Source organism: Mesorhizobium sp. M8A.F.Ca.ET.207.01.1.1, from assembly GCF_004794715.1.
GTDB lineage: Bacteria > Pseudomonadota > Alphaproteobacteria > Rhizobiales > Rhizobiaceae > Mesorhizobium.
Window position 1 is genome coordinate 1 of record NZ_SRUS01000006.1, and the last position, 25,920, is coordinate 25,920.

24 protein-coding genes and 1 pseudogene are annotated in these 25,920 nt (G+C 63.5%); 11 read left to right on the forward strand and 14 right to left on the reverse strand.

Annotation, left to right across the window (positions count from 1 at the left end; translation table 11 throughout):
• Positions 1–104, forward strand: a pseudogene (locus tag EN850_RS37855) (IS110 family transposase); the annotation flags it as partial.
• A gap of 150 nt (positions 105–254) precedes the next feature.
• Here EN850_RS37855 and EN850_RS18345 read toward each other — a convergent pair.
• The gene (locus EN850_RS18345) at positions 255–1,832 is read right to left on the reverse strand and encodes a trimethylamine methyltransferase family protein (protein ID WP_136091973.1); all 1,578 of its coding nucleotides are present in this window, start codon (positions 1,830–1,832) and stop codon (positions 255–257) included.
• 256 nt (positions 1,833–2,088) lie between these two features.
• Between EN850_RS18345 and EN850_RS18350 the strand changes: the two genes are divergently transcribed.
• A complete protein-coding gene (locus EN850_RS18350; RefSeq protein WP_136091974.1) occupies positions 2,089–3,264 on the forward strand; it encodes an MFS transporter in 1,176 nt (391 codons plus the stop codon).
• Between the two features lie 96 nt (positions 3,265–3,360).
• Positions 3,361–4,521, forward strand: a complete 1,161-nt coding sequence (locus EN850_RS18355) for an MFS transporter (protein WP_127278735.1) — start codon at positions 3,361–3,363, stop codon at positions 4,519–4,521.
• 19 nt (positions 4,522–4,540) lie between these two features.
• Here EN850_RS18355 and EN850_RS18360 read toward each other — a convergent pair whose 3' ends face one another.
• Positions 4,541–5,092 (reverse strand): hypothetical protein, encoded by a 552-nt coding sequence (locus EN850_RS18360; protein ID WP_136091975.1) that lies wholly within the window; start codon positions 5,090–5,092, stop codon positions 4,541–4,543.
• A 122-nt stretch (positions 5,093–5,214) separates the two neighbouring features.
• On the opposite strand from EN850_RS18360, the gene EN850_RS18365 reads away from it, so the two are divergent.
• The 4 genes from EN850_RS18365 to EN850_RS18385 all read left to right on the forward strand — a co-directional run bounded on the left by EN850_RS18365 (position 5,215) and on the right by EN850_RS18385 (position 10,154).
• Positions 5,215–7,290, forward strand: a complete 2,076-nt coding sequence (locus EN850_RS18365) for a prolyl oligopeptidase family protein (protein WP_136091976.1) — start codon at positions 5,215–5,217, stop codon at positions 7,288–7,290.
• 245 nt (positions 7,291–7,535) lie between these two features.
• Positions 7,536–8,915, forward strand: coding sequence for an aspartate aminotransferase family protein (locus EN850_RS18375; RefSeq protein ID WP_136091977.1), 1,380 nt, complete (start codon positions 7,536–7,538; stop codon positions 8,913–8,915).
• A gap of 123 nt (positions 8,916–9,038) precedes the next feature.
• Positions 9,039–9,404: a hypothetical protein gene (locus EN850_RS18380; protein WP_127279367.1), complete on the forward strand. Its 366-nt coding sequence runs from the start codon at positions 9,039–9,041 to the stop codon at positions 9,402–9,404.
• 105 nt (positions 9,405–9,509) lie between these two features.
• Positions 9,510–10,154, forward strand: a complete 645-nt coding sequence (locus tag EN850_RS18385; protein WP_127279362.1) for a cytochrome c oxidase assembly factor Coa1 family protein — start codon at positions 9,510–9,512, stop codon at positions 10,152–10,154.
• Between the two features lie 281 nt (positions 10,155–10,435).
• Here EN850_RS18385 and mmsB read toward each other — a convergent pair whose 3' ends face one another.
• Together mmsB and EN850_RS18395 are read right to left on the reverse strand one after the other, a co-directional pair.
• Positions 10,436–11,320, reverse strand: a complete 885-nt coding sequence (gene mmsB / locus EN850_RS18390) for a 3-hydroxyisobutyrate dehydrogenase (protein WP_136091978.1) — start codon at positions 11,318–11,320, stop codon at positions 10,436–10,438.
• Between the two features lie 27 nt (positions 11,321–11,347).
• The gene (locus EN850_RS18395; RefSeq protein WP_127279364.1) at positions 11,348–12,514 is read right to left on the reverse strand and encodes an isobutyryl-CoA dehydrogenase; all 1,167 of its coding nucleotides are present in this window, start codon (positions 12,512–12,514) and stop codon (positions 11,348–11,350) included.
• A 136-nt stretch (positions 12,515–12,650) separates the two neighbouring features.
• On the opposite strand from EN850_RS18395, the gene EN850_RS18400 reads away from it, so the two are divergent.
• Both EN850_RS18400 and EN850_RS18405 read left to right on the forward strand, forming a co-directional pair.
• Positions 12,651–13,265, forward strand: a complete 615-nt coding sequence (locus EN850_RS18400; protein ID WP_136091979.1) for a dimethylsulfonioproprionate lyase family protein — start codon at positions 12,651–12,653, stop codon at positions 13,263–13,265.
• Positions 13,265–14,740, forward strand: coding sequence for a cobyric acid synthase (locus tag EN850_RS18405; RefSeq protein WP_135866744.1), 1,476 nt, complete (start codon positions 13,265–13,267; stop codon positions 14,738–14,740). The genes EN850_RS18400 and EN850_RS18405 overlap by 1 nt, the downstream gene beginning before the upstream one ends.
• 3 nt (positions 14,741–14,743) lie before the next feature.
• Here the strand turns inward: EN850_RS18405 and EN850_RS18410 are convergent, their stop codons facing one another.
• The 4 genes from EN850_RS18410 to EN850_RS18425 form a co-directional block, all read right to left on the reverse strand.
• Entirely contained in the window at positions 14,744–15,163 is a 420-nt protein-coding gene (locus tag EN850_RS18410; RefSeq protein WP_136091980.1) for a VOC family protein, read from the reverse strand.
• Positions 15,164–15,235: 72 nt separating this feature from the next.
• Positions 15,236–16,066, reverse strand: coding sequence for an AraC family transcriptional regulator (locus EN850_RS18415; protein WP_127872712.1), 831 nt, complete (start codon positions 16,064–16,066; stop codon positions 15,236–15,238).
• Positions 16,067–16,169: 103 nt separating this feature from the next.
• A complete protein-coding gene (locus EN850_RS18420) occupies positions 16,170–16,340 on the reverse strand; it encodes a hypothetical protein (RefSeq protein ID WP_127872711.1) in 171 nt (56 codons plus the stop codon).
• A 51-nt stretch (positions 16,341–16,391) separates the two neighbouring features.
• Positions 16,392–17,177 (reverse strand): TSUP family transporter, encoded by a 786-nt coding sequence (locus tag EN850_RS18425; protein ID WP_127278304.1) that lies wholly within the window; start codon positions 17,175–17,177, stop codon positions 16,392–16,394.
• A gap of 119 nt (positions 17,178–17,296) precedes the next feature.
• Between EN850_RS18425 and EN850_RS18430 the strand changes: the two genes are divergently transcribed.
• Positions 17,297–17,728: a TerB family tellurite resistance protein gene (locus EN850_RS18430; RefSeq protein WP_127278305.1), complete on the forward strand. Its 432-nt coding sequence runs from the start codon at positions 17,297–17,299 to the stop codon at positions 17,726–17,728.
• 97 nt (positions 17,729–17,825) lie between these two features.
• On the opposite strand, the gene EN850_RS18435 is transcribed toward EN850_RS18430, so the two are convergent.
• From EN850_RS18435 to EN850_RS18455, 5 genes are all read right to left on the reverse strand, one after another.
• Complete coding sequence (locus EN850_RS18435) at positions 17,826–19,448, reverse strand: dipeptide ABC transporter ATP-binding protein (protein ID WP_136091981.1); 1,623 nt, start codon at positions 19,446–19,448, stop codon at positions 17,826–17,828.
• Positions 19,445–20,314 carry an ABC transporter permease gene (locus tag EN850_RS18440; protein WP_136091982.1) on the reverse strand — a complete coding sequence of 290 codons (870 nt, stop codon included), beginning with the start codon at positions 20,312–20,314 and terminating at the stop codon, positions 19,445–19,447. Before EN850_RS18440 ends, EN850_RS18435 begins: the two co-directional genes overlap by 4 nt.
• Entirely contained in the window at positions 20,311–21,258 is a 948-nt protein-coding gene (locus EN850_RS18445) for an ABC transporter permease (protein WP_135880582.1), read from the reverse strand. Before EN850_RS18445 ends, EN850_RS18440 begins: the two co-directional genes overlap by 4 nt.
• Positions 21,259–21,292: 34 nt before the next feature.
• Positions 21,293–22,771, reverse strand: a complete 1,479-nt coding sequence (locus EN850_RS18450) for an ABC transporter substrate-binding protein (RefSeq protein ID WP_127872707.1) — start codon at positions 22,769–22,771, stop codon at positions 21,293–21,295.
• A gap of 161 nt (positions 22,772–22,932) precedes the next feature.
• Entirely contained in the window at positions 22,933–24,213 is a 1,281-nt protein-coding gene (locus tag EN850_RS18455) for an acetylornithine deacetylase/succinyl-diaminopimelate desuccinylase family protein (RefSeq protein WP_135915727.1), read from the reverse strand.
• Positions 24,214–24,430: 217 nt separating this feature from the next.
• Between EN850_RS18455 and EN850_RS18460 the strand changes: the two genes are divergently transcribed.
• Positions 24,431–24,859, forward strand: coding sequence for a L,D-transpeptidase (locus EN850_RS18460; protein WP_127278311.1), 429 nt, complete (start codon positions 24,431–24,433; stop codon positions 24,857–24,859).
• 70 nt (positions 24,860–24,929) lie between these two features.
• On the opposite strand, the gene EN850_RS18465 is transcribed toward EN850_RS18460, so the two are convergent.
• Entirely contained in the window at positions 24,930–25,913 is a 984-nt protein-coding gene (locus EN850_RS18465; protein ID WP_189343747.1) for a lipid A biosynthesis lauroyl acyltransferase, read from the reverse strand.
• Positions 25,914–25,920: the final 7 nt, after the last annotated feature.

Sequence of the window (25,920 nt, forward strand, 5' to 3'; positions counted from 1 at the left end):
GAAAGCCCAAAATGCTCATCCGCATCGCACTCGCCAGAAAACTTCTCGTCATCCTCAACGCAAAAGCACGCGACGCGAGAAGCGAATTCGCAAATGCAACTTGACACCCCAGATAGTCGCTCTCCCCACTCCGGAGGGAGAGGAAGGGAGCCAGCCGGCATAAGCTCGCGCCTTTCCTCTCCCCCGTCGATCGGGGGAGAGGTGTCGAGCGAAGCTCGACGGAGTGGGGGTCGACCGTTCATCAGCAATATAGATCAAAAATCGGTCGGTGCGCCGCCTTCGGCGGTGCGCTTCTGGACGAAGGCGTTGAGTTCCTCGCGGATCGCCGGGTCCATGTAAGGCTCCTCATAGGACGCCAGCCGCTCCTTCCAGACCTTGTTGGCCTTTTCCAGCGCTGTCGGCGAGCCGGCTTCGGCCCAGGTCTCGAAATTGCGCCAGTCGGACAGGATGGGCGAATAGAAGGCGGTCTTATAACGATCCTGCGTGTGCTGGGTGCCGAAGAAGTGGCCGCCGGGGCCTACCGACTGGATGGCGTCGAAGCCGAGCGCCTCTTCGGAGAGGTCGAGCGGGGTCAGGAATTCTGCCACCATCTGCAACAGGTCGATGTCCAGAATGGTCTTCTCGTAGGAGCAGCGCAGGCCACCTTCCAGCCAGCCTGCGGCGTGCATCATCAGATTGCCGCCGCCCTGGATGGCACCCCACAGCGAGAACACGCTTTCATAGGCTGCCTGCGCGTCGACCGTGTTGGCCGCGCAGGTGTTGGAGGTGCGGTAGGGAATGTTGTAGCGGCGGGCAAGCTGGCCACCGACGAGTTGCGCCTTCATGTATTCGGGCGTGCCGAATGCCGGTGACCCGGATTTCATGTCGACATTGGAAGTGAAGCCGCCATAGCCGACCGGCGCGCCCTTGCGCACCATCTGGGCGAAAGCAATGCCCGACAGCGCCTCGGCGTTCTGCTGCACCAGCGCGCCGGCAATGGTGACGGGCGCCATGGCGCCCGACAGGGTGAAGGGCGTGACGATGACGACCTGGCCCTTGCTCGACATCTGGATGATGCCTTCCATCATCGGCACGTCGAGCTTGAGCGGTGAATTGGTGTTGATGATGGTGAAGACGGACGGCTCCGCGAGCAGTTGCTCGTGGCTGATGCCGCGCGCGATGCGGGTGATCTCGATGCCGTCGACATTGCGCTCCTTGCCGAGCGAATAGATGTGGAACACCTTGTCGGTCAGCGTTGCGAGGTCGCGGATGCATTCGAGGTGGCGGACCGACGGGTGGATATCGGTCGGCTCGACCGGATAGCCGCCCGTGCAGTTCAGGATGTTGTGCATCTGGGCCAGCCGCAGGAAATTGCGATAATCCTGCTGGTTGCCCGGTCGGCGGCCACGATCGATGTCGGAGCAATTGGGTGCCGAGGCCATCATCGAAATGATGAGATTGTCGCCGCCGAAGCGCAAATTGTGCGCGGGATTGCGGGCATGGATGGTGAACTCGGACGGGCAGTTCGACACCAGATCGAGGATCATGTCGCTGTCGAAGCGTACCCGCTCAGAGCCCTCGCGGACATCGGCGCCATGCGCCTTCATGATGCGGCGGGCTTCCTCGTGCAGGACATCGACACCGATTTCCCTGAGCACGCGCAGGGAGGCGAGGTGGATCGATTCGAGTTCGTCCTCGGAAACCAGCTTGGTCGGCGTCAGTGGATTTTTCAGCTGGCGGAAAGCCGGCTGCTCGAAGGCGGCCGAGCCTCCGGCGCGCTTGCCGGCGCGACCGCCACGGCGGGCACGGTCGGGTGCCAAAGCCGGCTCTGAGGGTTGTAGGGCGGCGGTCATGATGGTCCTCGTAGGATGCGATAACGGGCGGCATAATGGACCGGCGCCCGTCCGGCCATTGCGGAGGCGGCGACCACTAGGGCGAGGGAAGCGACATGCCCGAACGGCAGTTGCGCGGCCGCCGCATTCGCCCGATCATTCATCCCTTGGCGCAAACGGGTTTTCCTCGGCGGCCCTTTCTTTCCCCGGATCGAACCAGTAGCTGGTGAGGCCTGCCGGCAGGGAGGTCAGCCGGCGCCTCACATGGAATGACAGCATGGTCGCAACCGGCTCGAGCGAAGGCGAAGCGGGAACGCAGTGGGCAGCGCTCGCCGGCGTCACCGCCGCGCTGGCCATGTTCGGAGCGGCGCAAGGGCTGAGTTCGCCGCTGTTCACGCTGCTGATGCAGAAGCAAGGCATGTCGCCAGGCCTGATCGGCCTGTCGGCGGCGATGATGCCGCTCGGGCTGATCCTGTCGGCTTCCTTCGTGCCGGCGGCGGTTCGGCTGGTCGGTGCGCGAAACCTGGCAGTCGGATGCTCGCTGATCGGAGCGCTGTGCTTCCTGGGCATCGGCTACCTGCAGAACTGGTTAGCCTGGTACGTCATCCGCTTCATCATCGGGGTGGTCATCAATCCGCTCTACATCCTTGGCGAGGTGTGGGCGCTGTCGCTGGCGCCACCGTCGCGGCGCGGCCGGGTGATGGGGGTGTTCAACACACTGATGGGCGCCGGCTACGCGGCCGGTCCGTTTACCCTGACCTTTATCGGGATCGAGGGCTGGGCACCCTTCAGCGTCGGCATTGGCGGCTTTTTGCTTTGCGCGGTCATTTTGCGCCTTGTCTCCTCGAAGCTTGCCGGCTTTGAGGATGACGGCCAGCCAGCAGGAAGTTTTGTCGGTTTTGCCCGGCTGGCGCCGGCGCTGCTGCTGGCGGTGCTGGTCTCGGCCGCCGTTCAGCAGAGCACCTATGCGCTGGTCCCGGTGTTCGGCGCAGGCTACGGCCTGCCCGAGGCCGTGCTGGCTGCTTTGGTGATGGCGCTGTCGCTTGGCAACATCCTGCTGCAGATACCGCTTGGCCTGCTCGCCGAACGCTTCGGCGGCCGGCCGATGATCCTGGCCTGCGCGGTGGCGACGACCACTTGCGCTGTCCTGCTGCCGCTGCTGATCACCACACCGCTGATCTGGGGCGTGCTTCTGGTAATGGGCGCGGTCGGCTACGGCGTCTATACGATGGCGCTCGTCGAACTCGGCAGCCGCTTCGGGGGCTCGCTGCTGGTCACCGGCAATGCGGCTTTCGCCTTGCTGTGGGGCGTCGGCGGCATCGTCGGTCCCCCGGGCGCGGGCCTGCTGATGCAAGCGATCGGACCACTGGGATTGCCGACCGTAATCATTGGCCTCGACGCTTTGCTGGTCGCCTTCGCGCTCTATAGATCGGCCCGCCGCGGAGGCTCCTGACAAGGTTTGGCTGGAGCCGCGCGTCGGTTCGGGCCGCAGGGGTTACCGCCATCGGACCGAACCGCTAAGTCTGCAACCGCGACGGCACTGGGGATCATGGACTTGGTGGACACCAAAAGCGACGAGAGCATGCAGTGGGCGGCGATCACCGGTGTGATCGCGACCGTGTCCGTGTTCGCCATCGCGCAGGGCCTGTCCTATCCGCTTTTGAGCTTCATCCTGCAGCGCCAGGGCGTCTCGCCAGCGATGATCGGCCTGTCGGCGGCAATGACCCCTGTCGGCTTCATCCTGTCATCGCCGCTGATACCTGGCCTGGCGCGCCGGTTCGGGGCAGGGCGCACGGCGCTCACCTGCGCCGCATTCTCGGCTATCGTGCTGGCGTTGATCGGCTGGACGCAGAACGTCTATCTCTGGTTTCCGCTGCGCTTCCTGATCGGCGTGGTGACCAACCCGCTCTATGTGCTCAGTGAAATCTGGGTGATCGCGCTGGCACCGCCGGCCCGGCGCGGCCGCATCATGGGTCTCTATTCGACGATCATTTCCGCCGGCTTCGCGACCGGGCCGCTTTGCCTGCTTGCCGTCGGCACGGAAGGCTGGCCGCCATTCCTTGTCGGGATTGGCGCCTTCGTGCTGTGCGGCTTTTGCCTGGCGTCGGTTCTGCCGCAGCTGCCCAGGGTGGACGAGGCCGGGCATCGGGTTTCGGTGATGGGTTTCATGCCGCTTGCCTGGCTGCTTCTGTCGGCGGTGGTCGTGGCCGCCGGCTTCGAGCAGGCGGCGCTGGCGCTGCTGCCTGTCTATGGCACGCATCATGGCATCGCGGAGGCGCGCATGTCGGCGCTGCTGGCGGTCATGATTGCCGGCAACATTGCCATGCAGGTGCCGCTTGGCCTGCTGGCCGAGCGGCTGACGGCCCGCCTGGTACGTTTCCTCTGCGTCTTGCTGACGCTGGGCGGCTGTGTGCTGCTGCCGCTGCTGATCGAAACCCCGCTGATATGGCCCTGCGTCTTCGTCTGGGGCGCGGTGTCTTATGGCATCTACACGATGTCGATCATCGAGCTCGGCGAGCGCTTTACCGGCTCGGCGCTGGTTGCCGGCAATGCGGCATTCTCGCTGATGTGGGGCGTCGGCGGCATTCTGGTCCCGCCGCTTACCGGTGGCATGATGGATGTGCTTGGCGCGGGTGGCCTGCCGGCCACGCTTGGCGCGATCTGCGCCACGCTGGCGCTGGCGACGCTTATTCGAAGACGGGTTGTGTAGCATCGGGGTATCGGGATGCTCAAATCCCTGGTCCCGGTTTGCTCGCCAGCCTGAAAATGGCCCAGAGGTCACAGTCGGCATGGCGTTCTTCGGGATGCATCCTGCGCAGCGAATCCCGAATCTCCACGGCTCGATCGAAGTCATCAATCAGCCCGACCGTGGACAGCTCTGCATTTGCAAACACGTCTGGGAAGCCACCGCAATTGGTCAAAGCGCTGACGCCGACAGCCTGATCCATCAGGTCATAGCCCATGAAGGTGAACCCGTCCCAACCAAGCGATCGTACGTCTGCCGGAGGCCTTCGGATGACGCCAAGGATGTTGAAGTTGGCGGGATCGCCCAATTCCGAGAGCAGGAAGTCCAGGTCGACAAAGAAATCGAGCATGTTGTCTTCGTTGACGATGTGAGGCCAGTAGCTATTCTTGATCTGCGAGAGCGCAACTGGGCAAAGCACCCCGTCGAGCGTAACGACTTCGGTCAACTGGGTGAGGCCCGACCATTCGATGTATTCCCTCCACCCGCTTCCGTGGAATGGGCTGAACTTCTCGGTTGCGATGTAAAGACGTTGCATGCCGGCTGCCTGCTCTGAACAGCTGTCGCGTCCGCGAACCGTTTTACCTGTTCCCGTTGAATGTCGGTAGCGTCATGCCGATGTTTGTGGCACCGAGCCTGATGAATTTTTCGGAGACCCACATGACCAATTCGATCGCCCAAAGGCAGCCAGGGCCAGTTGACGAGAGACAAGATCCCTTTCTCTGGCTGGAGGACAGGACAAGCAAACAGTCGCTCGACTGGGTTCACCAGCAGAATGAGGTGACGGTGGCGCAATTGCAGGGCGATCCATCCTATCAGGCGTCGTTCCAGACGGCGCTCGACCTGATGACGGCCGAGGACAATATCGCGGTCGGCGCGGCAATCGCGGGCCATGTCTACAATTTCTGGCAGGACAAGACCAACGCGCTCGGCCTGTGGCGGCGCACGACGGTCGCTTCCTACAAGACCGACAAGCCCGAATGGGAAACGATCATCGACTTCGACCAACTGGCGGCGAAGGAGGGGATAAAGTGGGTGTTCGGCGGCGCTGTCAGGCTCTACCCCGATTTCAACCGCTGCCTGGTCTCGATGTCGCCCGATGGCGGTGATGCCAGCGCGATGCGCGAGTTCGACATCGCGGCCAGGTCCTTCGTCGAAGGCGGTTTTCAGGCGCCGGCCTCGAAATCGGGCTTCGGCTGGCTGGATGAGGACACGGTCATCGTCTCGGCCGCGTTCGAAGAGGCCGACAAGACAGAGTCCGGATATCCGCGCGTGGTCAAGCTCTGGAAGCGCGGCACCAGGCTGGAAGAGGCAACCCCGATCTTCGAGGGAAAGACCGAGGATCTCGCCGTTGGCGCCGGCGTCGAGTTCGACGGCGAGAAGCGCCATCTGTTTCTGGCGCGGACACTCAACTTCTTCGCATCGCACAGTTTCCTGCGCCTCCCTTCGGGCGAGAACCGCCGCATCCCGCTGCCCGACGACGTTACCGACACCGCGCTCTTCAGGGATCAGCTGGTGTTCGGGGTGCGCACTCCGTGGACGGCGCCGGACGGCACCGCATGCCAGCCGGACGGGCTTTATTCGCTCGACTTCGCGTATTGGATCGAAACTGGCGGTTTTGGCGCCATCGAGACCTTGCTGGCGCCGGCGCATCGCGTCTCGATTGCCGGGCTCGCCAGAACGCAGGACCGCCTGTTCATCAACCTGATGGACAATGTCCGCGGCAAAGTTATCGTCTGCGAGCGCAAGGATGGCGCCTGGTCGCTGAAGCCTGTCGCGCTGCCTGAAAACGGCACTGTCGGCATCAGCCATGCAGAGCATTTCGGCTCCACCGTGTCCTTTTCCTTCACCGATTTCCTCACGCCAAGCTCGATCATCTGGTCCGATGACGATGGCGAGACGCTGGCCACCGTGAAGTCGCAGCCGGCCCGCTTCGATGCCTCGCCGCTGATCTCGGAACAGTTCGAGGCACGATCGAAGGACGGCACGATGATCCCTTACTTCGTCGTCAGGCGGCGGGACCAGAACGGGCCGGTGCCGACGCTGCTCTATGGCTATGGCGGCTTCGAAGTGCCGCTCTTGCCTGGCTATGCCGGCGTGCGCGGCAGGCTGTGGCTGGAGAAAGGCAATGCCTATGTGCAGGCCTGCATTCGCGGTGGTGGCGAATTCGGACCTGGCTGGCACCAGGCGGCGCTGAAAGGCAAGCGCCAGAACGGCTTCGACGACTTTGCCGCGGTGGCCGAGGATGTCGTCAGGCGCGGTATTGCGACAGCCCAATCGCTCGGCATTCAGGGCGGCTCCAACGGCGGCCTGCTGACCGGCGCTTCCCTGACACAGCATCCCGAGCTTTTCGGCGCCGTCATCATCGAGGTGCCGCTGCTCGACATGCTGCGCTACACCGAATTGCCGCCGGGCGCTTCGTGGATGGCCGAATATGGCGATCCGTCAAAGCCGGAAGACGCCCAGTGGCTTTCGGCCTATTCGCCCTATCAACATGTCAAGGCGGATGCCGCCTATCCGCCGGTACTCTTGACCACCTCGACCGCCGACGACCGGGTCCACCCCGGCCACGCGCGCAAGATGGCGGCCCGCCTGCTGGAGGCCGGACATGGCAAAACGCTGTTCTTCGAGGAGACCGAAGGCGGACATGGCGGGCGCGGCGACCGCCGGCCGCAGGCGGCGCAGACGGCGATGAAGTATGTGTTTCTGCAGCGGGCGCTGAGCGGCGAAGCCTGATCTCATTCCATGGCACCACTTGAGCAAAGGGTGGTTCACCTCGACCGCCCTTTGCTCTAAGGTACCTTCATGGCTCTCGCTAGACTATCAGCTCGTGCGTTTCGGGTCGCGGTGACACCGTCATCGCGCACGCTGCGCGCCGAGCTTTTGCGGCTGTGCGCCCGTATCGGTTATTCGCCACCTGCCGTCCTCTGACGAATTCGCCCCGGCGCCGCCGGAATGATTTCAGAGGAAAGATCAAATCAATGACCTATCAGAACTATTCGCTGAAGCAGCTTCAGCAGATCGACGCCGCGCATCACTTGCATCCCTTCACCGACCATAAGGAGTTGCGCGAGGCTGGCGCGCGCGTCATCACTCACGCCAATGGCCCGTTCATCTACGATTCCGAAGGGACGGAACTGCTGGATGGGATGGCCGGCCTGTGGTGCGTCAATATCGGCTACGGCCGTGACGAACTGGCCGAGGCTGCCTATGCCCAGATGAAGGAACTGCCTTACTACAATTCCTTCTTCAAATGCTCGACGCCGACGCCGGTGCTGTTGTCGAAGAAGCTGGCCGAGATCGCACCGAAAAACGTCAACCAGGTGTTTTATGGCTCGTCCGGTTCAGAGGCCAACGACACCGCCTTGCGGCTTGTGCGCCACTATTGGGTGCTGGAAGGCAAGCCGGAGAAGAACCGCGTCATCTCGCGCAAGATGGCCTATCACGGCTCGACCATCGCCGGCACCTCGCTCGGCGGCATGGATGCCATGCACAAGCAGCTCAACGGCGCGGTGCCCAACATCGTCCATGTGATGATGCCCTATGCCTATGAGCTGGCTCTGCCTGGCGAAAGCGACCATGATTTCGGCCTGCGCGCGGCCAAATCGGTCGAGGATGCCATCCTGGAGGCCGGCGCCGAGAAGGTCGCGGCGTTCATCGGCGAGCCGGTGATGGGCGCGGGCGGCGTCAAGATCCCGCCGGCAAGCTACTGGCCCGAAGTGCAGCGCATCTGCCGCAAATACGATGTGCTGTTGATGCTGGACGAGGTCATCACCGGCTATGGCCGCACAGGCGAGTGGTTCGCGGCCCAGACCTTCGGCATCGAACCGGACACCATCACCACGGCCAAGGCGCTGACATCGGGCTATCAGCCGCTCTCGGCGCTGCTGGTGGGCGATCGCATTGCCTCGGCGCTGGTCGAGAAGGGCGGCGAGTTCAACCATGGCTACACCTATTCGGGGCACCCCGTGGCCTGCGCCGTGGCGCTGAAGAACCTCGAGATCATCGAGAGGGAAGGCCTGGTCGACCGCGTCAGGAACGACACCGGACCCTATTTCGCCAAGGCGCTGCAGGAGCGCATCGCCGGGCATGATCTGGTCGGCGAGGTGCGTTCCATCGGCCTGATGGGCGCGATCGAGATCGTCAAGGACAAGGCGACGAAGGAGCGCTTCCTGCCGTCGGGAAGTGCTGCGGTTGTTGTGCGCGACCACGCGATCGCCAACGGCATGATGCTGCGCGCCACCGGCGACACGATGATCCTGTCGCCGCCGCTGATCTGGACCCGCGACACCATCGACATAGCCTGCGAGCGCATCGGCAAGGCGCTCGACCTGGCGCAGGCCGACCTGCGCAAGCGCTAAGAAACGAGGCAGGCGCCCACCAATCGGACGCCTGCCTCAAAATATCGTCGCGGTCGGAACGAATATTGCTACCGCGCGTAGTTGATGGCGCAGCGCAGCGGCTGCCCTATGGGGATTGTGTTCATGAGCAGGACTGGCAGGAGCCGGCGCCGCCGAGAAGCGGTCACGATCGGCAGCGATCTCATGCTGGCGCCGATGGTGGCGATGATGCGCCTGCCTCTCATGGCAATGGACGCCGGAAGCGGCCAGCCGTGGGGAACCGAAACCGCGCGGGCCGTCAACGAGAAGACGGTTGCACTGGCTGAAGGTGTCTTCGCGGCGCAGATGTCTCTGCTGCAATCGGCGACCCGTTTCTGGCCCGAAATCCTTTCCGGCCTTACCCCGTCGCTGCTCAATGGCATTGCGGCGGAACGATCAATCAGCGCCGCGCTGAAGCCCGCCAGCCGAGCGGTGAAGGCGAATTTTCGCCGGCTTTCCACAAAGACCTGATCCACAGTGTCTGCTCAGGCGCATGGGGGTGCGCGGAACTTTGATTTTGCGCATCGTCCAGATCATGGGCTAGAACCAGCCGGTGCAGTTACAGTGGGGGAAGCAATGGCCGGACAACCGCTCAACCAGCCGGCTGAAATTCCAGCCGAGCTTGATCGCTGGAACTGGGGCGCCTTCTTCCTCAACTGGATTTGGGGCATCGGCAACAGCACTTTCATCGCGCTGCTGGCGCTGATCCCCGTCGTCAACCTCATCATGATCTTCGTGCTCGGCGCGCGCGGCAGCCGCTGGGCCTGGCGGAACCGCGCCTGGCGCGATGCGGAGCAATTCCGCAAGACGCAGCGCAACTGGGCGATCGCCGGCCTTGCCGTCTGGGTGGTCAGTATCGGCGGCTGTGCGACGATGGTCGGCAGCATCCCTTTCGTGCTCAAGGGCAGCGACGCCTACCGGATGACCATGGACGCCGTCCGTGCCGACACCCGGGTGAAGGCCACGATCGGCGACGATGTGGCCGATAATTTCTGGGTCGGCGGTAATCTCAATGTCAATGCGAATGGCGCCGGCGACGCCCAGTTCAGTATTCCCGTCCACGGCGCCAAGGGCAAGGGCACCGTGTTTTCGCATCTCGTTCGCAATGCAGGCACATGGAGCACGCGCCTGCTCGTGGTCCGCGTCGACGGCGTCGATGCACCGATCGTGCTGACCAATGAAGATCACGTGCCGATCCCGGGTGCGGCGATCGGAATATAAATGATCGTGGATAGCAAAGGGGCCTGAAATGCAAAAACCGCGCCCCATCGGGAACGCGGCTTTGCCAGATACGCATGGCGTTTCGCTACGAAGACACTTGCGAAACTTACGGGCTCCGGTACGCGAGACCTGATCCGGAGCGCCGGGCGGATGCGATATGTCCGCCTCGCAATCCGTTTTATAGGGACATCGTTACCGCAGAGTTATCGAGAGCTTAAGCAAATCTAAATTTGCGGGTCTTTCTCCGCAAAGACCCGGGAAAAGTCTATCGAATCCGCTGTTTAGGCCGGGTTGTCGCGCAGAAAATTAATTATGCCGGAAAAATCGGCGCCGCCATGGCCCTGGGCGTTGAACAGCGCATAGAGCTGCGCCGCCTCGGCGCCGAGCGGTGTCACGGCGCCCGCGCCAAGCGCTGCTTCCTGGGACAATTTCAGGTCTTTCAGCATGAGAGCCGCGGCAAATCCCGGCTTGTAATCCCTGTTGGCGGGCGAAGTGGGCACCGGGCCGGGCACCGGGCAATAGGTGGTCAGAGACCAGCATTGGCCCGACGAGGTCGAGGCGACGTCGAACAGCGCCTGATGCGACAGGCCGAGTTTCTCCGCCAGCACGAAGGCCTCGGCAACGCCGATCATCGAAATGCCGAGGATCATGTTGTTGCAGATCTTGGCGGCCTGGCCGGCGCCGTCACCGCCGCAATGGACGATGCGCCCGGCCATCGGCTTCAGGATCGGCTCGGCGGCGGCGAAGGCATCGTCGGAACCCCCGGCCATGAAGGTCAACGTGCCGGCTGTCGCCCCGCCGGTGCCACCGGAGACCGGCGCATCGATCGACAGCAGGCCGTGTTTGGCGGCGATTGCATGCGCCTTGCGCGCCGATTCCACGTCGATGGTCGAGGAATCGATGAACAAGGCATTTTTCTTCGCCTTGGGGGCGATATCCTCATAGACCGACAGCACGTGCTTGCCGGCAGGCAGCATGGTGATGACGACATCGGCATCCTTCACGGCGGCAACGGCGTTGGCCATGATTGTGATGCCATGCTCGCGCGCGATCGTCAGGTTCTCTGTCATCAGGTCGAAGCCGTGCACCCCATGCCCCGCCTTGACGAGATTGGCGGCCATCGGATTGCCCATGTTGCCGAGGCCGATGAAGGCGATGGTGGTCATTTGTCTCACTCCCGGAGTTTGCTGGCTTCAGCGTCCTATCAGCGCCCGCGCGATGATGACGCGCATGATCTCGTTGGTGCCTTCCAGAATCTGGTGGACGCGCAGGTCGCGGACCAGCTTCTCGATGCCGTAATCATGCAGATAGCCATAGCCGCCGAGCAGTTGCAGCGCATCGTTGGCGACGTTGAAGCCGGTGTCGGTGACGAAGCGCTTTGCCATCGCCGACCATTTACCGGCGTCCGGCGCCTTGCGGTCGAGCTTCGAGGCCGCCGCATAGAGGAAGATGCGCGCTGCCTGCAATTCGGTCTCCATGTCGGCCAGCCTGAACTGCAGCGCCTGGAACTGGTTGATCTTCGAGCCGAAGGCCTTGCGCTCAGCCGTGTAGGCCAGCGCCTTGTCGAGCGCCGACTGCGCGCCGCCCAGCGAACAGGCGGCGATGTTCAGCCGGCCGCCGTCGAGCCCGGCCATGGCGATGCCGAAACCGGCGCCTTCGCCCGACAGGAGGTTCTCGGCCGGCACCTTGCAGTCCTCGAAGATGACCTGGCGGGTCGACTGCATGTGCCAGCCCATCTTGTGCTCGTTGGCCCCGAAGGACAGGCCTGGCGCATCCTTGGGCACGACGATGGTGGAGATGCCTTTCGGGCCATCGGCGCCGGTGCGCACCATGACGGCATAGACATCGCTGTCGCCGGCGCCGGAGATGAACTGCTTTGCGCCGTTGAGCACATAGTCGCCGCCGCTCTTCACCGCGCGCGTCTTCAGGGCGGCGGCATCGGAACCGGAACCCGGCTCGGTCAGGCAGTAGCTCGCCAGCCATTCCATCGAGGTGAGCTTCGGCAGGAAGCGCTGTCGCTGCTCCTCATTGCCGAAACGGTCGATCATCGATGCCACCATGTTGTGGATAGAGATGAAGGACGAAAAGGCCGGATCCGCGTGCGACAGCGCCTCGAAGATCAGCACTGCGTCGAGGCGTCCGAGAGCCGATCCCCCGACATCATCCCTGATGTAGATGCCGCCGAGGCCGAGCGGCCCTGTCTCGCGGATCACGTCGGCGGGGAAGTGTTTCCTGCGGTCCCAGTCGAGTGCGTTCGGCGCGACGCGATCGGCGGCGAAGGCCTGCGCCATCTCCTGGATGGCGCGCTGTTCCTCGGTGAGTTCGAACTGGCTGGTGCTCGCATCGACCGCGGCGTCCATGGCGTGTTCCCTGATGTCTGACCTGCTGGCCTGTCGTTTTTGGCTTTGCGCGCGCACCAATCTAGACCAATGATGCCGCCGCGCAACCCGAGCCGCCGCGGAGCGGCTGTGCACCAATGCATGTCCGGAGCAAGATGTGACGACAAAATTCGATGAGCTGTTGGGACAGTTCCACGCCTATCTTGCTTCCGTCGATGATGCCCTGGTGCGCGACGCCGTGGCGCGTATCGGCTGGGATATGCCGGCCCGCGATTTGGAGCCGCGTCCGCTTGGCTGCCTGCGCCATCTCGACCGCGCCGCCGAACTGGCACCGCCGGATGCGAAACCCCTGGTGCGATTGCTGGCCGAGCGGCGCAACGAATTGCATTGGGGGCAGACCTATACCGAGGCTGATTTCGGCAAGGCCTTCATCGACAATTACGGCTGGCTGGAAATGTTCGGCACGCGCGGCCATTTCGCCAACGACGAGGTCGCCGCAGGCCTGCTGATTCTCGGACCGGGGATCGTCTATCCCGACCATCATCACGTCGCCGAGGAGATCTATATTCCGCTGACCGGCGGCACCGAGTGGCGCATGGGCGAGGGCGGCTTTCGCAAGCGGGAGGCCGGCGAGGTCGTCCACCATGTTTCCAACGTCAACCACGCCATGCGTACCGGCAAGGAGCCGCTGCTGGCGCTTTATATCTGGCGCGGCGGGCCGCTGGCGCAGAAATCCACGATCACCGGAACCTCGATGCAGGACAGGAGCTGATGGCCAGGGCAATCATGCTGCAAGGCACGGGCTCGGATGTCGGCAAGACGGTGCTTGTCGCAGGGCTATGCCGTGCCGCCAGGAATCGCGGCCTGAAAGTGCGGCCGTTCAAGCCGCAGAACATGTCGAACAACGCCGCCGTCGCCGATATTCCCGGCGACAACAACCATGGCGGCGGCGAGATCGGCCGCGCGCAATGGCTGCAGGCGATCGCTTGCGGGGTTGCGCCGTCGGTCCATATGAACCCGGTGCTGCTCAAGCCGCAGACCGATGTCGGCGCCCAGGTCATCGTCCAGGGCAAGGTGTTCGGCGAGGCGAGGGCTCGCGACTATCAGGCGCTGAAGGGCCGGCTGATGGATGCCGTGCTGGAGTCCTGGGGAAAGGTCGGCGCGGGCGCCGATCTGGTCATTGTCGAGGGTGCCGGTTCGCCAGCCGAAATCAACCTCAGAAGCCGCGACATCGCCAATATGGGTTTTGCCACACGGGCCGATGTACCGGTGGTGCTGGTCGGGGACATTGATCGCGGCGGCGTCATCGCCTCGATCGCCGGCACGCATCTGATCCTGCCGGAAGAGGACCGGCGCATGATCGCCGGTTATCTCATCAACAAGTTCCGGGGAGACGTCTCGCTGTTCGATGATGGCTTGAAGGCGATCGGGAAATTCACCGGATGGCGCTGTTTTGGCGTCGTGCCGTGGCTCAAGGCGGCGGCGCGGCTGCCCTCGGAGGATTCCGTGGTGCTGGAGCGGCTGGCGTCCGGCGAGGCGCGCGCGTTGAAAGTGGCGGTGCCGATGCTTGGCCGCATCGCCAATTTCGACGATCTCGACCCGCTCAAGGCCGAACCGCAGGTCGAAGTGGTGTTCGTGCCGCCGGGAAAGAAGCTGCCGGTCGATGCCGGGCTGGTGGTCATTCCCGGCTCCAAGTCGACGATCGGCGACCTCCTGAAATTTCGCGAGAACGGCTGGGACCGGGATCTCGCGGCGCACCGCAAGCGCGGCGGTCATGTCGTCGGCATTTGCGGCGGTTTCCAGATGCTCGGCCGCATGGTGCGCGATCCCGACGGTATCGAAGGCAACGTCACCGAAGCCGTGGGCCTCGGCCTGCTCGATGTCGAGACGGTGATGGAGCCGGAAAAGACGGTGCGCAATGTCAGCGCCCGCTCGGTGCCGTTCGACCTGCCGCTCGAGGGTTACGAAATCCATCTCGGCCGCACGACGGGCCCGGACACCAGGCGGCCGTCGGCGATCATCAATGGCGCCGAGGACGGCGCGATCTCGGCCGATGGCAAGGTGATCGGCACGTATATGCATGGCCTGTTCGGCGCCGACGGCTTTCGCGGGAAATTCCTCGAAAGCCTGGGTGTCAGGAGCGGTGGCATAGATTACCGAGCCGAGGTCGAGCGCGCGCTGGACGAGGTCGCCGCCGAGCTGGAAACCCATCTCGACTGTGATGCGATTTTTTCATTGGCACGTTGAAGGTCAGGCCTTCTCACCGGCCTTCGGCCAGTAGGTGCCGAACGACCAGACATTGCCTTCAGGGTCGCGGCAGATGAATTCGCGGCTGCCATAATCGCGGTTCGTCAGTTCCTGGATGATCGTCGCGCCGACCTTCCTGGCTTTGGCGTAGGCGGCGTCGGCATCGTCGACGGCGATATAGATCGACTTGCCGCCGCCTGAACCGGGTTCGCCGACCATCTTGCCGTAGTCGTCGTCGCGCACCGTGCCCAGCATGATCATCGAGGAGCCGAAGACCAGTTCGGCATGGTGCACGACATCGCCTTCGCCATAGCGGGCACGGACACTGAAACCGAAGGCTTCGCCCAGCCAGTCGATCATCCCCGCCGCATTCTTGTAGCGCAGGGCAGGGTAGAGCCGGGGTGCTTCAGTGGTGGTGGGCATCGGAACCTCCTTCATCTGGATCGGTCTATGCCTCACTCTGGCCAAGGGCCGTTCCTGCGTCTTGAAGAAATGTTACCTGACCGAAAGTGCCGTTGGTGTCTCACCGGCGAGCTCGCGGAATTCGCGCACCAGATGCGCCTGGTCGGCATAGCCGCAATCGGCGGCGACATCCGCCCAGTCGGCGGTCGGCTCGCTCGACAGGCGGAGCGCCCGGTTGAAGCGGACGATGCGCGACAGCGTCTTGGGGCCGATGCCGGTCGCGTCGGAGAATTTGTCGGCGAGATGTTTGCGGCTCCAGCCCAACTGTTCGGCAAGCGATGCGATCCGGGTCCGGCCGCCTGATGTGATGATGCGGTCATAGGCCCAGGCGATTTCGAGCGGTGTTTCGGCGGCGCTCTCGAGACGTGCGGCGACGAAGGCCTCGGCAAGATCGAAACGTGCCGTCCAGTCAGGCGTGTTGCCCAGCCGTTCGCGCAGGGCCGCGCCCTCCGCGCCAAGCACGTCGTCGAGTACGACCATGTTGTCAGTCAATTCGCTCATCGGCAGGCGGAAGAAGCGGCGTGCGCCAAGAGGGGTGAAATTCACCTGGATGCAGCAGGCGCCGCCGAAGGATTCGATCATCACCGGACCGGCGAAAAGGCCGGCGGCGAAACTGGCGAAGCGGTCATTGTCATCAGGCGCCTTGCCGAGGCCGATGGCGAACGGCTCGGCGAAGCTGATCACCAGCGGCACCGTCAGCGACGCGTATTCGACATTGCGGAAATGGCCGGCAGCTGTTTCGCGATAGCCGCAGATGTCGGTGACAACGCCGTCAAGCGCGGCGGCGGGAAGCCGCCGGCGCATTTCGAACAGCCCCGATATGGAGCGATCCTGTTCTTTCGGGCGCTGCATCTCGATTGGCATCGGCCATCCTTCCGCCAAGCGAATTTAGCAGAGGCCGCATCAGAATCAAAAACGCCCGGCTTTGGCCGGGCGCTCTCGGTCCCCACTTGTCGAGGGAAACTTGTCAGGCGCCGCGCATCAGGCAGCCGACAGCGAGCACGATGTAGGCGACAAGCACGATCCACACCGATGCAAGAGGTATGAACGCAAGAACGCCAAGCGCGGCGAGAATGCCGATGATGGCGATGACCAGGGAAATGATGAAAACAATCTGGGTAGGCGCGCTGAGATTCATGTCTGGCTCCCGCAACATGATTCGAACAGCGATACTGTAACAGGCGCGTGATCACACACCAATCATGACACGCAGCGGGTTGGCCGGATCGGCCAGCAGCTTCACCGCCAGAGCCACGCAGACGACCACCAGCAGCGGCTTGATCAACCTGGCGCCGATGCGCATGGCAAGGCTGGCACCAAGCCGGGCGCCGAGGAACTGGGCAACGCCCATCATCAGGCCGATCTTCCAGGAGATGACGCCGACAGCGGCAAAGACGATGAAGCCGCCAATGTTGGAAGCGAAATTGAGCAGTTTGGTGTGCGCTGTCGCCTTGAGCACGCCGTAGCCGGCAAGGGCGACGAAGGCCAGCATGTAGAAGGAACCGGCGCCCGGCCCGAACACGCCGTCATAGAAGCCGATGGCCGGCACCAGGGTCACGCCGAACAGGAAGGGCGACAGGCGCTCGGCCCGGTCGACATCGTTCATGTTGGGCTTGAGGGCGAAGTATAGCGCGATGGCAATCAGCACCAGCGGCAAGGCCGCGCGCAACAGGTCCCCGGGCACGATCGTGGCCAGTAATGCGCCGATGGCGCCGCCGGCAAGTGCCAGCAGCGCCGATGGCAATTGCCGGCGCAGGTCGACATGACCTTTCGAGGCATAGTGGATGGTCGCCGACCCCGAGCCGAACATGCCTTGCAGCTTGTTGGTTCCAAGCGCCTCGACCGGTGAAAAACCGGCAAGCAGCAGTGCGGGGATGGTGATCAATCCGCCGCCGCCGGCAATCGAATCGACAAAGCCCGCGGCGAAAGCCGCGAAGGCGAGGATGGCGATGGACTGGGCGGTGAGGTCGATCATCTGATGTGTCGAGATGTCCGGTCGGCTGAGATAGCGCGCGTTCGACCACGACCACCCCGTTTGCGCAAGGCCGATTCCGCGCTAATTCTATCAAAGAGGAATCGGAAAGGGGGCCGTTCATGGCATTCGCGTTGCTGGACCAGATACGCTCGATCTTCGACGGCGACCCGGGCGTGCGCAAGGTCGCGGACGATCCCGTCCTGTCGGCGGAACTGCTGATGCTGTTCCGCATGATCCTGGCCGACGGCACGGTGAGCGAGAGCGAGATGGTTGCCTTCCGGCGCATCTGCAAGGGGGCTTTCGGCATTCCGGAAACCAGCATCGACAGCGTCATCGAATATCTCAACGAATTCGGCTACGAGACCAACGGCTCGCAAGCGATCGCGCTGTTCCGCGACCTCGACGTCGAACGCCGCAAGCAATTGGCGCAGCACATGGCGGAGATCGCCAAGGCGGATTCGCAACTGGCCGAGAGCGAGGTGCGGCTGCTGCGCCGCACGCTCGATTTGCTCGACATCAGCCCGGTCGACGTGGTGAAGCCGGAAGAGTAGGGGGCGGAGGTCCCGGCCGGGCCTGCTGCATCTCCCCAGCGTTCGCGGCCTTCCATCGTGCCACTGGCACGATGGATTTGCATCGAGAACCGGTCGCTCACCCCTGTTCCTGCATCCGCTTGGCGATTGCGCGGTGCAGATCCGGCGCCGCCGCTACCAGCGCCCTGGCGGCCTCGGATTGCGGATGGTCGAGCACGTCGTTCGTCTTGCCCCGCTCGACGATCTTGCCCTCATGCATGACCAGCACTTCGTCCGTGATGGCGCGGGCGACGGTCAAATCATGGGTGATGAAGAGATAGGCGATGCCGAGTTTCTGGTTGAGTCCGGCGAAAAGGTCCAGGATCTGCGCGCGGATCGAGACATCGAGTGCCGAGACCGGCTCGTCGGCGACCACCAGTTTTGGGCGGGTGATGATGGCGCGGGCGATCGACAGGCGCTGGCGTTGGCCGCCCGAAAATTCGTGCGGGTATTTATCCATGTCACGCTGGTCGAGGCCGACCTCGTGCAGCGCATGCGCCACCATCTCCCGGCTTTCGGCGCGCGTCGGTTTTTTCTCCAGGACATGCAGGGGCTCGGCGACCAGTTTTTCGACCTTCTGGCGCGGATCGAAGGAGCCGTAGGGGTCCTGGAAGACGACCTGCATATCGCGCCTGGCGGGCTTCAACTCGGCTTCGCTCTTGCCGGTGATGGCTTCGCCGCGAAAGCGGATCGCGCCCGAACTCGGCCGGTCCAGCGCCAGGATCATGCGGGCAAGGGTCGACTTGCCGCAGCCGGAGCGGCCGACCAGCGCCACCGACTGGCCCGGCGCCATCGACAGGGAGACGTCGTCGACCGCGCGGATGGCAGGCGCGCGCCTGAACAGCGAAGTCCGGCGGCCGGGATAGTCGCGGGTGATGCCTTCGACCTGCAGCAGAGGTTGGTCCGTCCCGACGAGATGAGGTTTGGCGCGCGCCGGAACATGCATCGAGGCCTGCGCCAGTTGGCGCGTATAGGGATGAAGCTGACCGGAGAGCGTGCGCGCCGTGTCGCCGGCCTCCATCACCTCGCCATGGCGCAGGATGGTGATGCGGTCGGCCATCTCGGTCACGACAGCGAGATCATGGGAGATCAGCAGCAAGCCCATGCGGCTTTCCGCAACGAGGTCGCGCAGCAGGTCGAGGATCTGTGCCTGCAGCACTACGTCGAGCGCTGTCGTCGGCTCGTCGGCTATCAAGAGCTTCGGCTTCAGCGCGCAGGCAATGGCGATGACGACGCGCTGGCGCTGGCCGCCGGACAATTCGTGCGGATAGCGCGACAGCGGGAACTTTGCCGAGGGCAGCCCGACGCGGTCGAGCATTTTTCGCGCCCGCTCCTCGGCGTCGGCACGGCTTGCGCTGGTGTGCCAGCGTATGCCTTCGACGACCTGTTCGCCGATCGTCTTGACCGGATTGAGCGCCGTCATCGGCTCCTGGAACACCATGCCGATGTCGTCGCCGCGCAGGGCGCACATCTGGTCCTCGGTTGCCGCGAGGATATCGATGCCGTCGAATGTGACGCGCCCGGTGGCGCGAGCGGCATGGGGCAGGAGCCGCATCACCGTCAGCGCGGTCATCGATTTGCCGGAGCCGGATTCGCCGACCAATCCCATGATCTCACCGGGCGCGACGGAGAGCTCGATCTCCTTCAGGATCGGCGTGTCGCCGATGGTCAACGATAGGTTTTCGATCTCCAGCAGGCTCATCGCTGCCGCCGCGAATTCGGGTCGAGAATATCGGCGATGCCGTCGCCCAAAAGGTTCAGGCCGAGCACGGTGACGACGATCGCCATGCCGGGGAAGATCGCCATCCACGGTGCCACCACCATGCGCGTCTGGGCGTCGAACAGCATGCGGCCCCAGCTCGGCATTGGCGGCTGCGCGCCGAGGCCGAGATAGGAAAGCCCCGCTTCGGCCAGGATGCCCAGCGCGAACTGGATGGTGCCTTGCACCAGCAGCAGCGTGGCAATGTTGGGCAGCACATGTTCGATCGATATCTGCGTGCTGCTCTTGCCGGCGGCGCGCGCGGCCAGGATGAATTCGCGCGGCCAGACGGAAAGCGCGCCGGCGCGGGCGACGCGGGCAAAGACCGGGATGTTGAAGATGCCGATGGCGATGATGGCGTTGACGGCGCCGGGCCCGAAAATGGCGGTGATCATGATCGCCGAGAGCAGCGCCGGGAAGGCGAAGACGAGGTCGTTGACGCGCATCAGCGCCTCGTCGACGAGGCCGCCGCGCGCGGCGGCAAAGGTGCCGAGCGGCACGCCGACACCCATGCCGATGCCGACCGCGACCAGCGCCACGGCAATCGAGTTGCGGGCGCCGACCATGATCATCGACAGGATGTCGCGGCCGAAATGGTCGGTGCCGAACCAATGGGTCAGCGAGGGGCCTTGCGTCTTGTCGGCTATGACCAGCTTGGTCACATCGTAGGGTGTCCAGACGTAAGAGATCAAAGCCATCGCTAGGATCAGCACGGTGATGGCGAAGCCGGTGACGAAGGCGGTATTTCCAAACGCCTTGGCCAGGATGCTGCGGAACGTCTCCTCGGGGATGTCGATGCGCAGCGTCATTGCCGGCTTCTCAGGCGCGGGTCTACCACCGCATAGGAAAGGTCGACGACGAGGTTGACGGCAATGACGGCTGCGACCAGCAGCATGACGACGCTTTCGACGACGATCAGGTCGCGCTGGGTGATCGCCTGGAACACCAGCCGGCCGAGCCCGGGCAAGTAGAAGACATTCTCGATGATGATGGTGCCGGCGAGCAGGAAGGCGAATTGCAGGCCAAGGATGGTCAGCACCGGGATCATCGCGTTGCGCAGTGCGTGCCGCCACAGCACGGCCCGATAGGGCAGACCCTTGGCGCGGGCGGTGCGGATATAGTCCTCGTTCAGCACCTCGATCAGCGCCGAGCGGGTGACGCGCGCCAGGATAGCGGCCTGCGGTAGGGCAAGCGCCACCGCCGGCAACAGCAGCGATTTCAGCGCCGGCCAGGCGCCGGCAGACCAGCCCGGAAAACCACCGGCCGGGACCAGCCGCAGCCAGACGGCAAAGACATAGATCAGCATCAGCGCGAACCAGAAATTGGGCACGGCGACGCCAAGCTGCGCCACGCCCATTGAAATCGTGTCGCCGGCCCGTCCGCGCCGGCTGGCGGAATAAAGCCCGACCGGAACGGCGATGATGGTGGAGAGCGCAAGCGCGATCAGCGCCAGCGGCAACGAGACGGCGAGCCGCTCACGCACAAGATCGATGACCGGCACCGAATAGGTATAGGAGCGGCCGAAATCGAGGCTGAGCAGGCCGCCGGCCCAGTGCAAATAGCGCAGGACGAGCGGCGCGTTGAGGCCCATCTGGTTGCGCAGCAGTTCCACCTGGTCGGCGCTGGCGTTCATGCCCAGCATCAGCCGCGCAGGGTCGCCGGGGAGGATTTCCAGCACGGCGAAGACCACCATCGAGGCAAGCACCAGCGTGGCAAGGGCGATGGCGAGGCGCTTGAGGAGGTAGGCGGTCATGGGAGGCGAAGGAGCGGCGCTCGCACCACAGACCTCATTCGCTCCACTTCACCTTGGTGAGATCATTGGCCTGGATCGGCGCGTTTTCCCACAGGCCGTGCAATTTGGCGTCCCAGACACCGACCTTGGGCAATTCATAGAGGAAACCGACCACGGCGTCGTCGGCCAGGATCTTCTGTGCCTCGCCAAGCAGTTCCTTGCGCTTGGCCTCGTCGGAGGTGAGGTTGAGGTCGGCGATCACCTTGTCGAAGGTCGGATTGTCGTAGTTGAAGTAGTAGTCCTTGCGCGAATAGATATCGATGTCGTTGGGCTCGGTGTGCGAGACGATGGTCAGGTCGTAATCCTTCTTGGTGAACACCTGGTCCAGCCACTGCGCCCATTCGACAGGGATGATCTCGAGATTGATGCCGACGTCGCGAAGTTGCGAGGCGATGATCTCGCCGCCGAGCCTGGCATAGCTGGGCGGCGGCAGTTTCAGCGTCGCCTTGAAGCCGTTCTCCAACCCGGCCTCCTTCAACAGTTCCTTGGCCTTGTCGACATTGTGCGGATAGAGGCCGGTGAGGTCGACATAGTCCTTGTTGGCCGGCGACATGTGCGAGCCGATCGGCAGGCCAAGACCGGCCGAGGCGCCGTCGATGATCGCCTTGCGGTCGAGCGCGTAGGAGATCGCCTGCCTGACCTGCAGCTTGTCGAAAGGCGGCTTCTTGTTATTGATGGACAGGATGGTCTCGCCTTCGGTCGAGCCGATCACCACCTTGAAACGCGGATCGTCCTTGACCTGTGCGAGACTGTCGGGGTCGAAGAAGGGGAAGGCCTGGATGTCGCCGGACAGCAGGGCCGGCACATAGGCCGCGGCATCCGGCACGATGCGGAACTCGACCTTGTCGAGGAACACCGGAGCGCCCCAGTAGCCGTCCGCCTTTACCAGGGTGATCGACGATCCCTTGGCCCAGTTCTGGAATTTGAACGGGCCGGTGCCGATCGGCTTTTCCTTGTTGGTGTCGGCTGACTTTGGCGACACCATCACCGCGTCACCCCAGCCCATATTGTAGAGGAAGGATCCTTGCGGGTTCTTCAGCGTGACCTTGACCGTTGCCGGATCGATGACGTCAACCTTGTCGATGGCCGCGAACAGGCCCTTCTGCGCATTCACCGAATTGTCGGCGCGGGCCCGGTCGAGCGAGAATTTCACGTCGTCGGCGCTGAAATCGGCGCCGTCATGGAATTTGACTCCGGTGTGCAGCTTGAAGGTGTAGACCTTGCCGTCATCGGAAATGGTCCAGTTCTCGGCCAGATCCGGCAGCACCTCGCCATTGGGCCCAATCCGGGTCAGGCCCTCGAAGACATTGGCGTAGAGCACTTCCTTGATCGCCGCCGCGGCGCCCGCGGTCGGATCGAGGTGCGGAGGTTCGAGCGGAATGCCGATGACCAGGTCGGTCCGGGCCGCAAAGGCCTGGCTTCCAGCGGCTAGCGCAAGGACCGCCGCGGCCAGAATGGTTTTCCACAGTCTCATCGTGCAACTCCCCATGCGTTCAGGACACGTGCTCAAACCGGGCGATAGAAGCGTGATTTCGCGCGGGAGTAAATTGCGTTTCGTGCTGTCAGGCAGGATGGCCGAGAATGTTTTTGCCGTGCCAGCCGTGTAGGAAGGTCGAAGCTTGTCGCGATGGAGGGTTATCCCGTGGCGGTGCCACGCAGCAGCACGTTGAGTCCGATCGCCATCACCTTGGCCGATTCCACCATGTCCGATATGCCGACCCATTCGTCCGGCCGGTGGGCGAGGTCGAGAATGCCGGGTCCGTAGGCGATGCAGTCATAGATGTGGCCGATGCGGGCAATATGCTTCTGATCGTAGGTGCCGGGGGATATGACATAGTCGGGCTCGCGGTCGAAGATGGCATGAATGCCTTGCGCCACCGCCTTGACCACGGGCGCGTCGCGCTCGGTCATCAGCGGCAGCACTTCCATCAGGTCGCGTATCTCGTAGTCGAATTTTTTGCGCTCCCGCTTCAGCCGGTCGAGAATGCCGGTCACTTCGCTTTTGACCGTGGCGAGATCCTCCTCGAGCAGGAAGCGGCGGTCGATGGTCAAACGACAGGAATCGGGCACGTTGGGCGAGGGCAGGCCGGGCCGGAAATCCTCGGTCTGGCCGCCATGGATGGAGTTGATGTTCATGGTCGAGCGCCTGGCGCCCTCCGGTACTACCGGCATGCGCGTGATCTTGCGGTCGAGTGCGGGGAACAATTCGTCCTCGAATGCCCTGAGGACGGCGCCCATATGGCGCACCGCATTGTCGCCGAGAAACGGCATCGAGCCGTGCGCGATCTCGCCCTTGGTCTCGATCTCCGCCCACCAGACGCCGCGATGGCCAAGGCAGATGCGGTCCTTGTTCAAGGGCTCGGGGATGATGACGTGGTCGACCCTGGGCTTCGAGAAATAGCCGAGCCCGGCGAGATGGGCGACGCCACCAAAGCCGCCGGACTCCTCGTCGACCGTGCCCGAGATCTCGATGGCACCGGGAAAGTCGGGGAAGACTTCCATGAAAGCCTCGACGGCGATGATGGAGGCAGCCAGGCCGCCCTTCATGTCGCAGGCGCCTCGGCCATAGACCTTGCCGTCCTTGATGACGCCGGCAAAGGGATCCACCGTCCAGCCTTCGCCGGCCTCGACCACGTCGATATGCGAATTGAAGTGGACGCAGGCGCCCGGTGACCGGCCATCGAAACGAGCAACGACATTGACGCGCGGATAGCGATCGGTGTCGCCGGGCGTGCCTTCGGCGCGGATGAACTCGGTTTCGAAGCCGCGTTTCCTTAGCCGCGCACCAATATAGTCGGCGCATGGCCTGTAGGCTTCGCCGGGTGGATTGATGGTCGGAAAGCGGATCAGGTCGGCGGTCAGCGCCACCAACTCGTCGCGCTTGCTGTCGATTGCCTTGAGGAGTCTCTCGTTCATGCCACGAGTTGAGCAGCGAACCCCACGGTTTTGCAAGCCCGTCGACCAAATCGGTGCAACGTGTCCTGGCGGCAACTATCGCGGGAAATCGTTCAAATTCGCTGCATTGGATTGGCGAATTGGTCAAGGAGTGTGTGCTATCTGTTCACTGCCATTAAAAAGGTGAAAAATAACGTGATGGCGGGCAGGCAAGGGGCAATCAAAGGGGTTTGATCGCATGAAAATGTCGTTCCTTAAGGCAACGGTGCTGGCCGTCGCGCTGTTTGGCGCATCGGTCGCGAGCGAGGCGGCCACGTTGGTGGCGAATATCGACGTGTCGTCGCAGACAATGACGGTCCGCTATGGTGATTCGGTCTATCGGTGGGCCGTGTCGACCGCCCGTCCGGGCTATTTCACGCCACGCGGCACCTACCGGCCGCAGCGCACGGCGCGGATGTGGTATTCGCGCAAGTACGAAATGTCGCCGATGCCTTATTCCGTGTTCTTCCATGGTGGTTATGCCATCCATGGAACAGGCGCCGTCAGGCAACTCGGCCGCCCAGCTTCGCATGGCTGCGTAAGGCTGCATACGGCCAATGCCGCGGCCTTCTATTCGATGGTGCGCGAAGTCGGATTCGGCAATACGCGCATTGTCGTCACGAACTAGGCGGTTGGCGATTCGCTGATATTGGCTTTGTCTGTCGGCGGAGGAACTCACGTTCCCGCCGGCGGCTCGCTCAGGCGTTTGCGACGGGAGCCACCTTGGTGCGCTTTTTTCGCCGCCAGTTGCTGATCTCCCACCTTTTGTGGAACCACATCCACTGGCCGGGGTCCTCGCGGACCCAGCGCTCGACGACGTCGTTCAACATCTGGGTGGTGGCGTGGACGTCGACGCTGCCGTCGGCGGTGCGCGGCAAGACCAGCTTGTCCTCGATCTCGAGCCGGAAGCGGTTGCCCGGCAACCTGACGCAGCGCGCCGGGTAGACATCGCAGTCATAGTGACGGGCAAGGGTGCCGAGCACGCGGTTGCTCTGGCAGGGACGGCCGAAGAAGGTCGTGTCCAGGCCGTTGGAGAATTTCTGGTCGACGAGAACGCCGATATTGCCGCCATTCTCCAACACCCCGGCCAGCGCGAACGAGGCTCCGGCCATCGACGGCAGCAAGCCGCCCATGGTCGAGCGCCTTGTCGAAAGGATGTAGTCGGCGAGGTAGGGGTTGTTGGGCGGGCGAAACAGCGCCGTGATGTTCATGCCGAAGGTCGCGGCCGCCACCGGCAGCAGCTCGAAATTGCCGAGATGGCCGGTGAAGACGATGTGCGGCTGCTTCTCGGCCGCGATCTCGACGAAATGCTCCGTTCCCTTGACCTCGACGCGGCCGGGCTTGCCGGCGGCGGGATCATAGTCGAACAGGGCGTCGAGGAAGATGTATTCGGCGGCAAGGCGGGCCATGTTGCCCCACATGTCGGAGGCGATGGCCTGGATTTCGCCATCACTCTTTTCCGGATAGGCCTTGCGCAGATTGTCGAGGGCGACCTGGTGGCGTCCGACCCTCGGACCGATGAGGCGAGCGACGCGGTCGGCAAAATTCAGCGCGCTGTCCACCGGCAGCAGGCGCAGCAGCGACATGATGATCATCGCGGCCCGCGCGACAAGCCAGTAATTCACCTGGCGCAGTTGCCTGCCATAGCGAAATTTCAGATCCCGGCGAAGCTTCTTGAGCACGGAAATC

Bases quoted from the DNA above. Each gene is read 5' to 3' on its own strand.
- EN850_RS18345 (WP_136091973.1), bottom strand. From the start codon at position 1,832: ATGACCGCCGCCCTACAACCCTCAGAGCCGGCTTTGGCACCCGACCGT.
- EN850_RS18350 (WP_136091974.1), top strand. From the start codon at position 2,089: ATGGTCGCAACCGGCTCGAGCGAAGGCGAAGCGGGAACGCAGTGGGCA.
- EN850_RS18355 (WP_127278735.1), top strand. From the start codon at position 3,361: ATGGACTTGGTGGACACCAAAAGCGACGAGAGCATGCAGTGGGCGGCG.
- EN850_RS18360 (WP_136091975.1), bottom strand. From the start codon at position 5,092: ATGCAACGTCTTTACATCGCAACCGAGAAGTTCAGCCCATTCCACGGA.
- EN850_RS18365 (WP_136091976.1), top strand. From the start codon at position 5,215: ATGACCAATTCGATCGCCCAAAGGCAGCCAGGGCCAGTTGACGAGAGA.
- EN850_RS18375 (WP_136091977.1), top strand. From the start codon at position 7,536: ATGACCTATCAGAACTATTCGCTGAAGCAGCTTCAGCAGATCGACGCC.
- EN850_RS18380 (WP_127279367.1), top strand. From the start codon at position 9,039: ATGAGCAGGACTGGCAGGAGCCGGCGCCGCCGAGAAGCGGTCACGATC.
- EN850_RS18385 (WP_127279362.1), top strand. From the start codon at position 9,510: ATGGCCGGACAACCGCTCAACCAGCCGGCTGAAATTCCAGCCGAGCTT.
- mmsB (WP_136091978.1), bottom strand. From the start codon at position 11,320: ATGACCACCATCGCCTTCATCGGCCTCGGCAACATGGGCAATCCGATG.
- EN850_RS18395 (WP_127279364.1), bottom strand. From the start codon at position 12,514: ATGGACGCCGCGGTCGATGCGAGCACCAGCCAGTTCGAACTCACCGAG.
- EN850_RS18405 (WP_135866744.1), top strand. From the start codon at position 13,265: ATGGCCAGGGCAATCATGCTGCAAGGCACGGGCTCGGATGTCGGCAAG.
- EN850_RS18410 (WP_136091980.1), bottom strand. From the start codon at position 15,163: ATGCCCACCACCACTGAAGCACCCCGGCTCTACCCTGCCCTGCGCTAC.
- EN850_RS18415 (WP_127872712.1), bottom strand. From the start codon at position 16,066: ATGCCAATCGAGATGCAGCGCCCGAAAGAACAGGATCGCTCCATATCG.
- EN850_RS18420 (WP_127872711.1), bottom strand. From the start codon at position 16,340: ATGAATCTCAGCGCGCCTACCCAGATTGTTTTCATCATTTCCCTGGTC.
- EN850_RS18425 (WP_127278304.1), bottom strand. From the start codon at position 17,177: ATGATCGACCTCACCGCCCAGTCCATCGCCATCCTCGCCTTCGCGGCT.
- EN850_RS18430 (WP_127278305.1), top strand. From the start codon at position 17,297: ATGGCATTCGCGTTGCTGGACCAGATACGCTCGATCTTCGACGGCGAC.
- EN850_RS18435 (WP_136091981.1), bottom strand. From the start codon at position 19,448: ATGAGCCTGCTGGAGATCGAAAACCTATCGTTGACCATCGGCGACACG.
- EN850_RS18440 (WP_136091982.1), bottom strand. From the start codon at position 20,314: ATGACGCTGCGCATCGACATCCCCGAGGAGACGTTCCGCAGCATCCTG.
- EN850_RS18445 (WP_135880582.1), bottom strand. From the start codon at position 21,258: ATGACCGCCTACCTCCTCAAGCGCCTCGCCATCGCCCTTGCCACGCTG.
- EN850_RS18450 (WP_127872707.1), bottom strand. From the start codon at position 22,771: ATGAGACTGTGGAAAACCATTCTGGCCGCGGCGGTCCTTGCGCTAGCC.
- EN850_RS18455 (WP_135915727.1), bottom strand. From the start codon at position 24,213: ATGAACGAGAGACTCCTCAAGGCAATCGACAGCAAGCGCGACGAGTTG.
- EN850_RS18460 (WP_127278311.1), top strand. From the start codon at position 24,431: ATGAAAATGTCGTTCCTTAAGGCAACGGTGCTGGCCGTCGCGCTGTTT.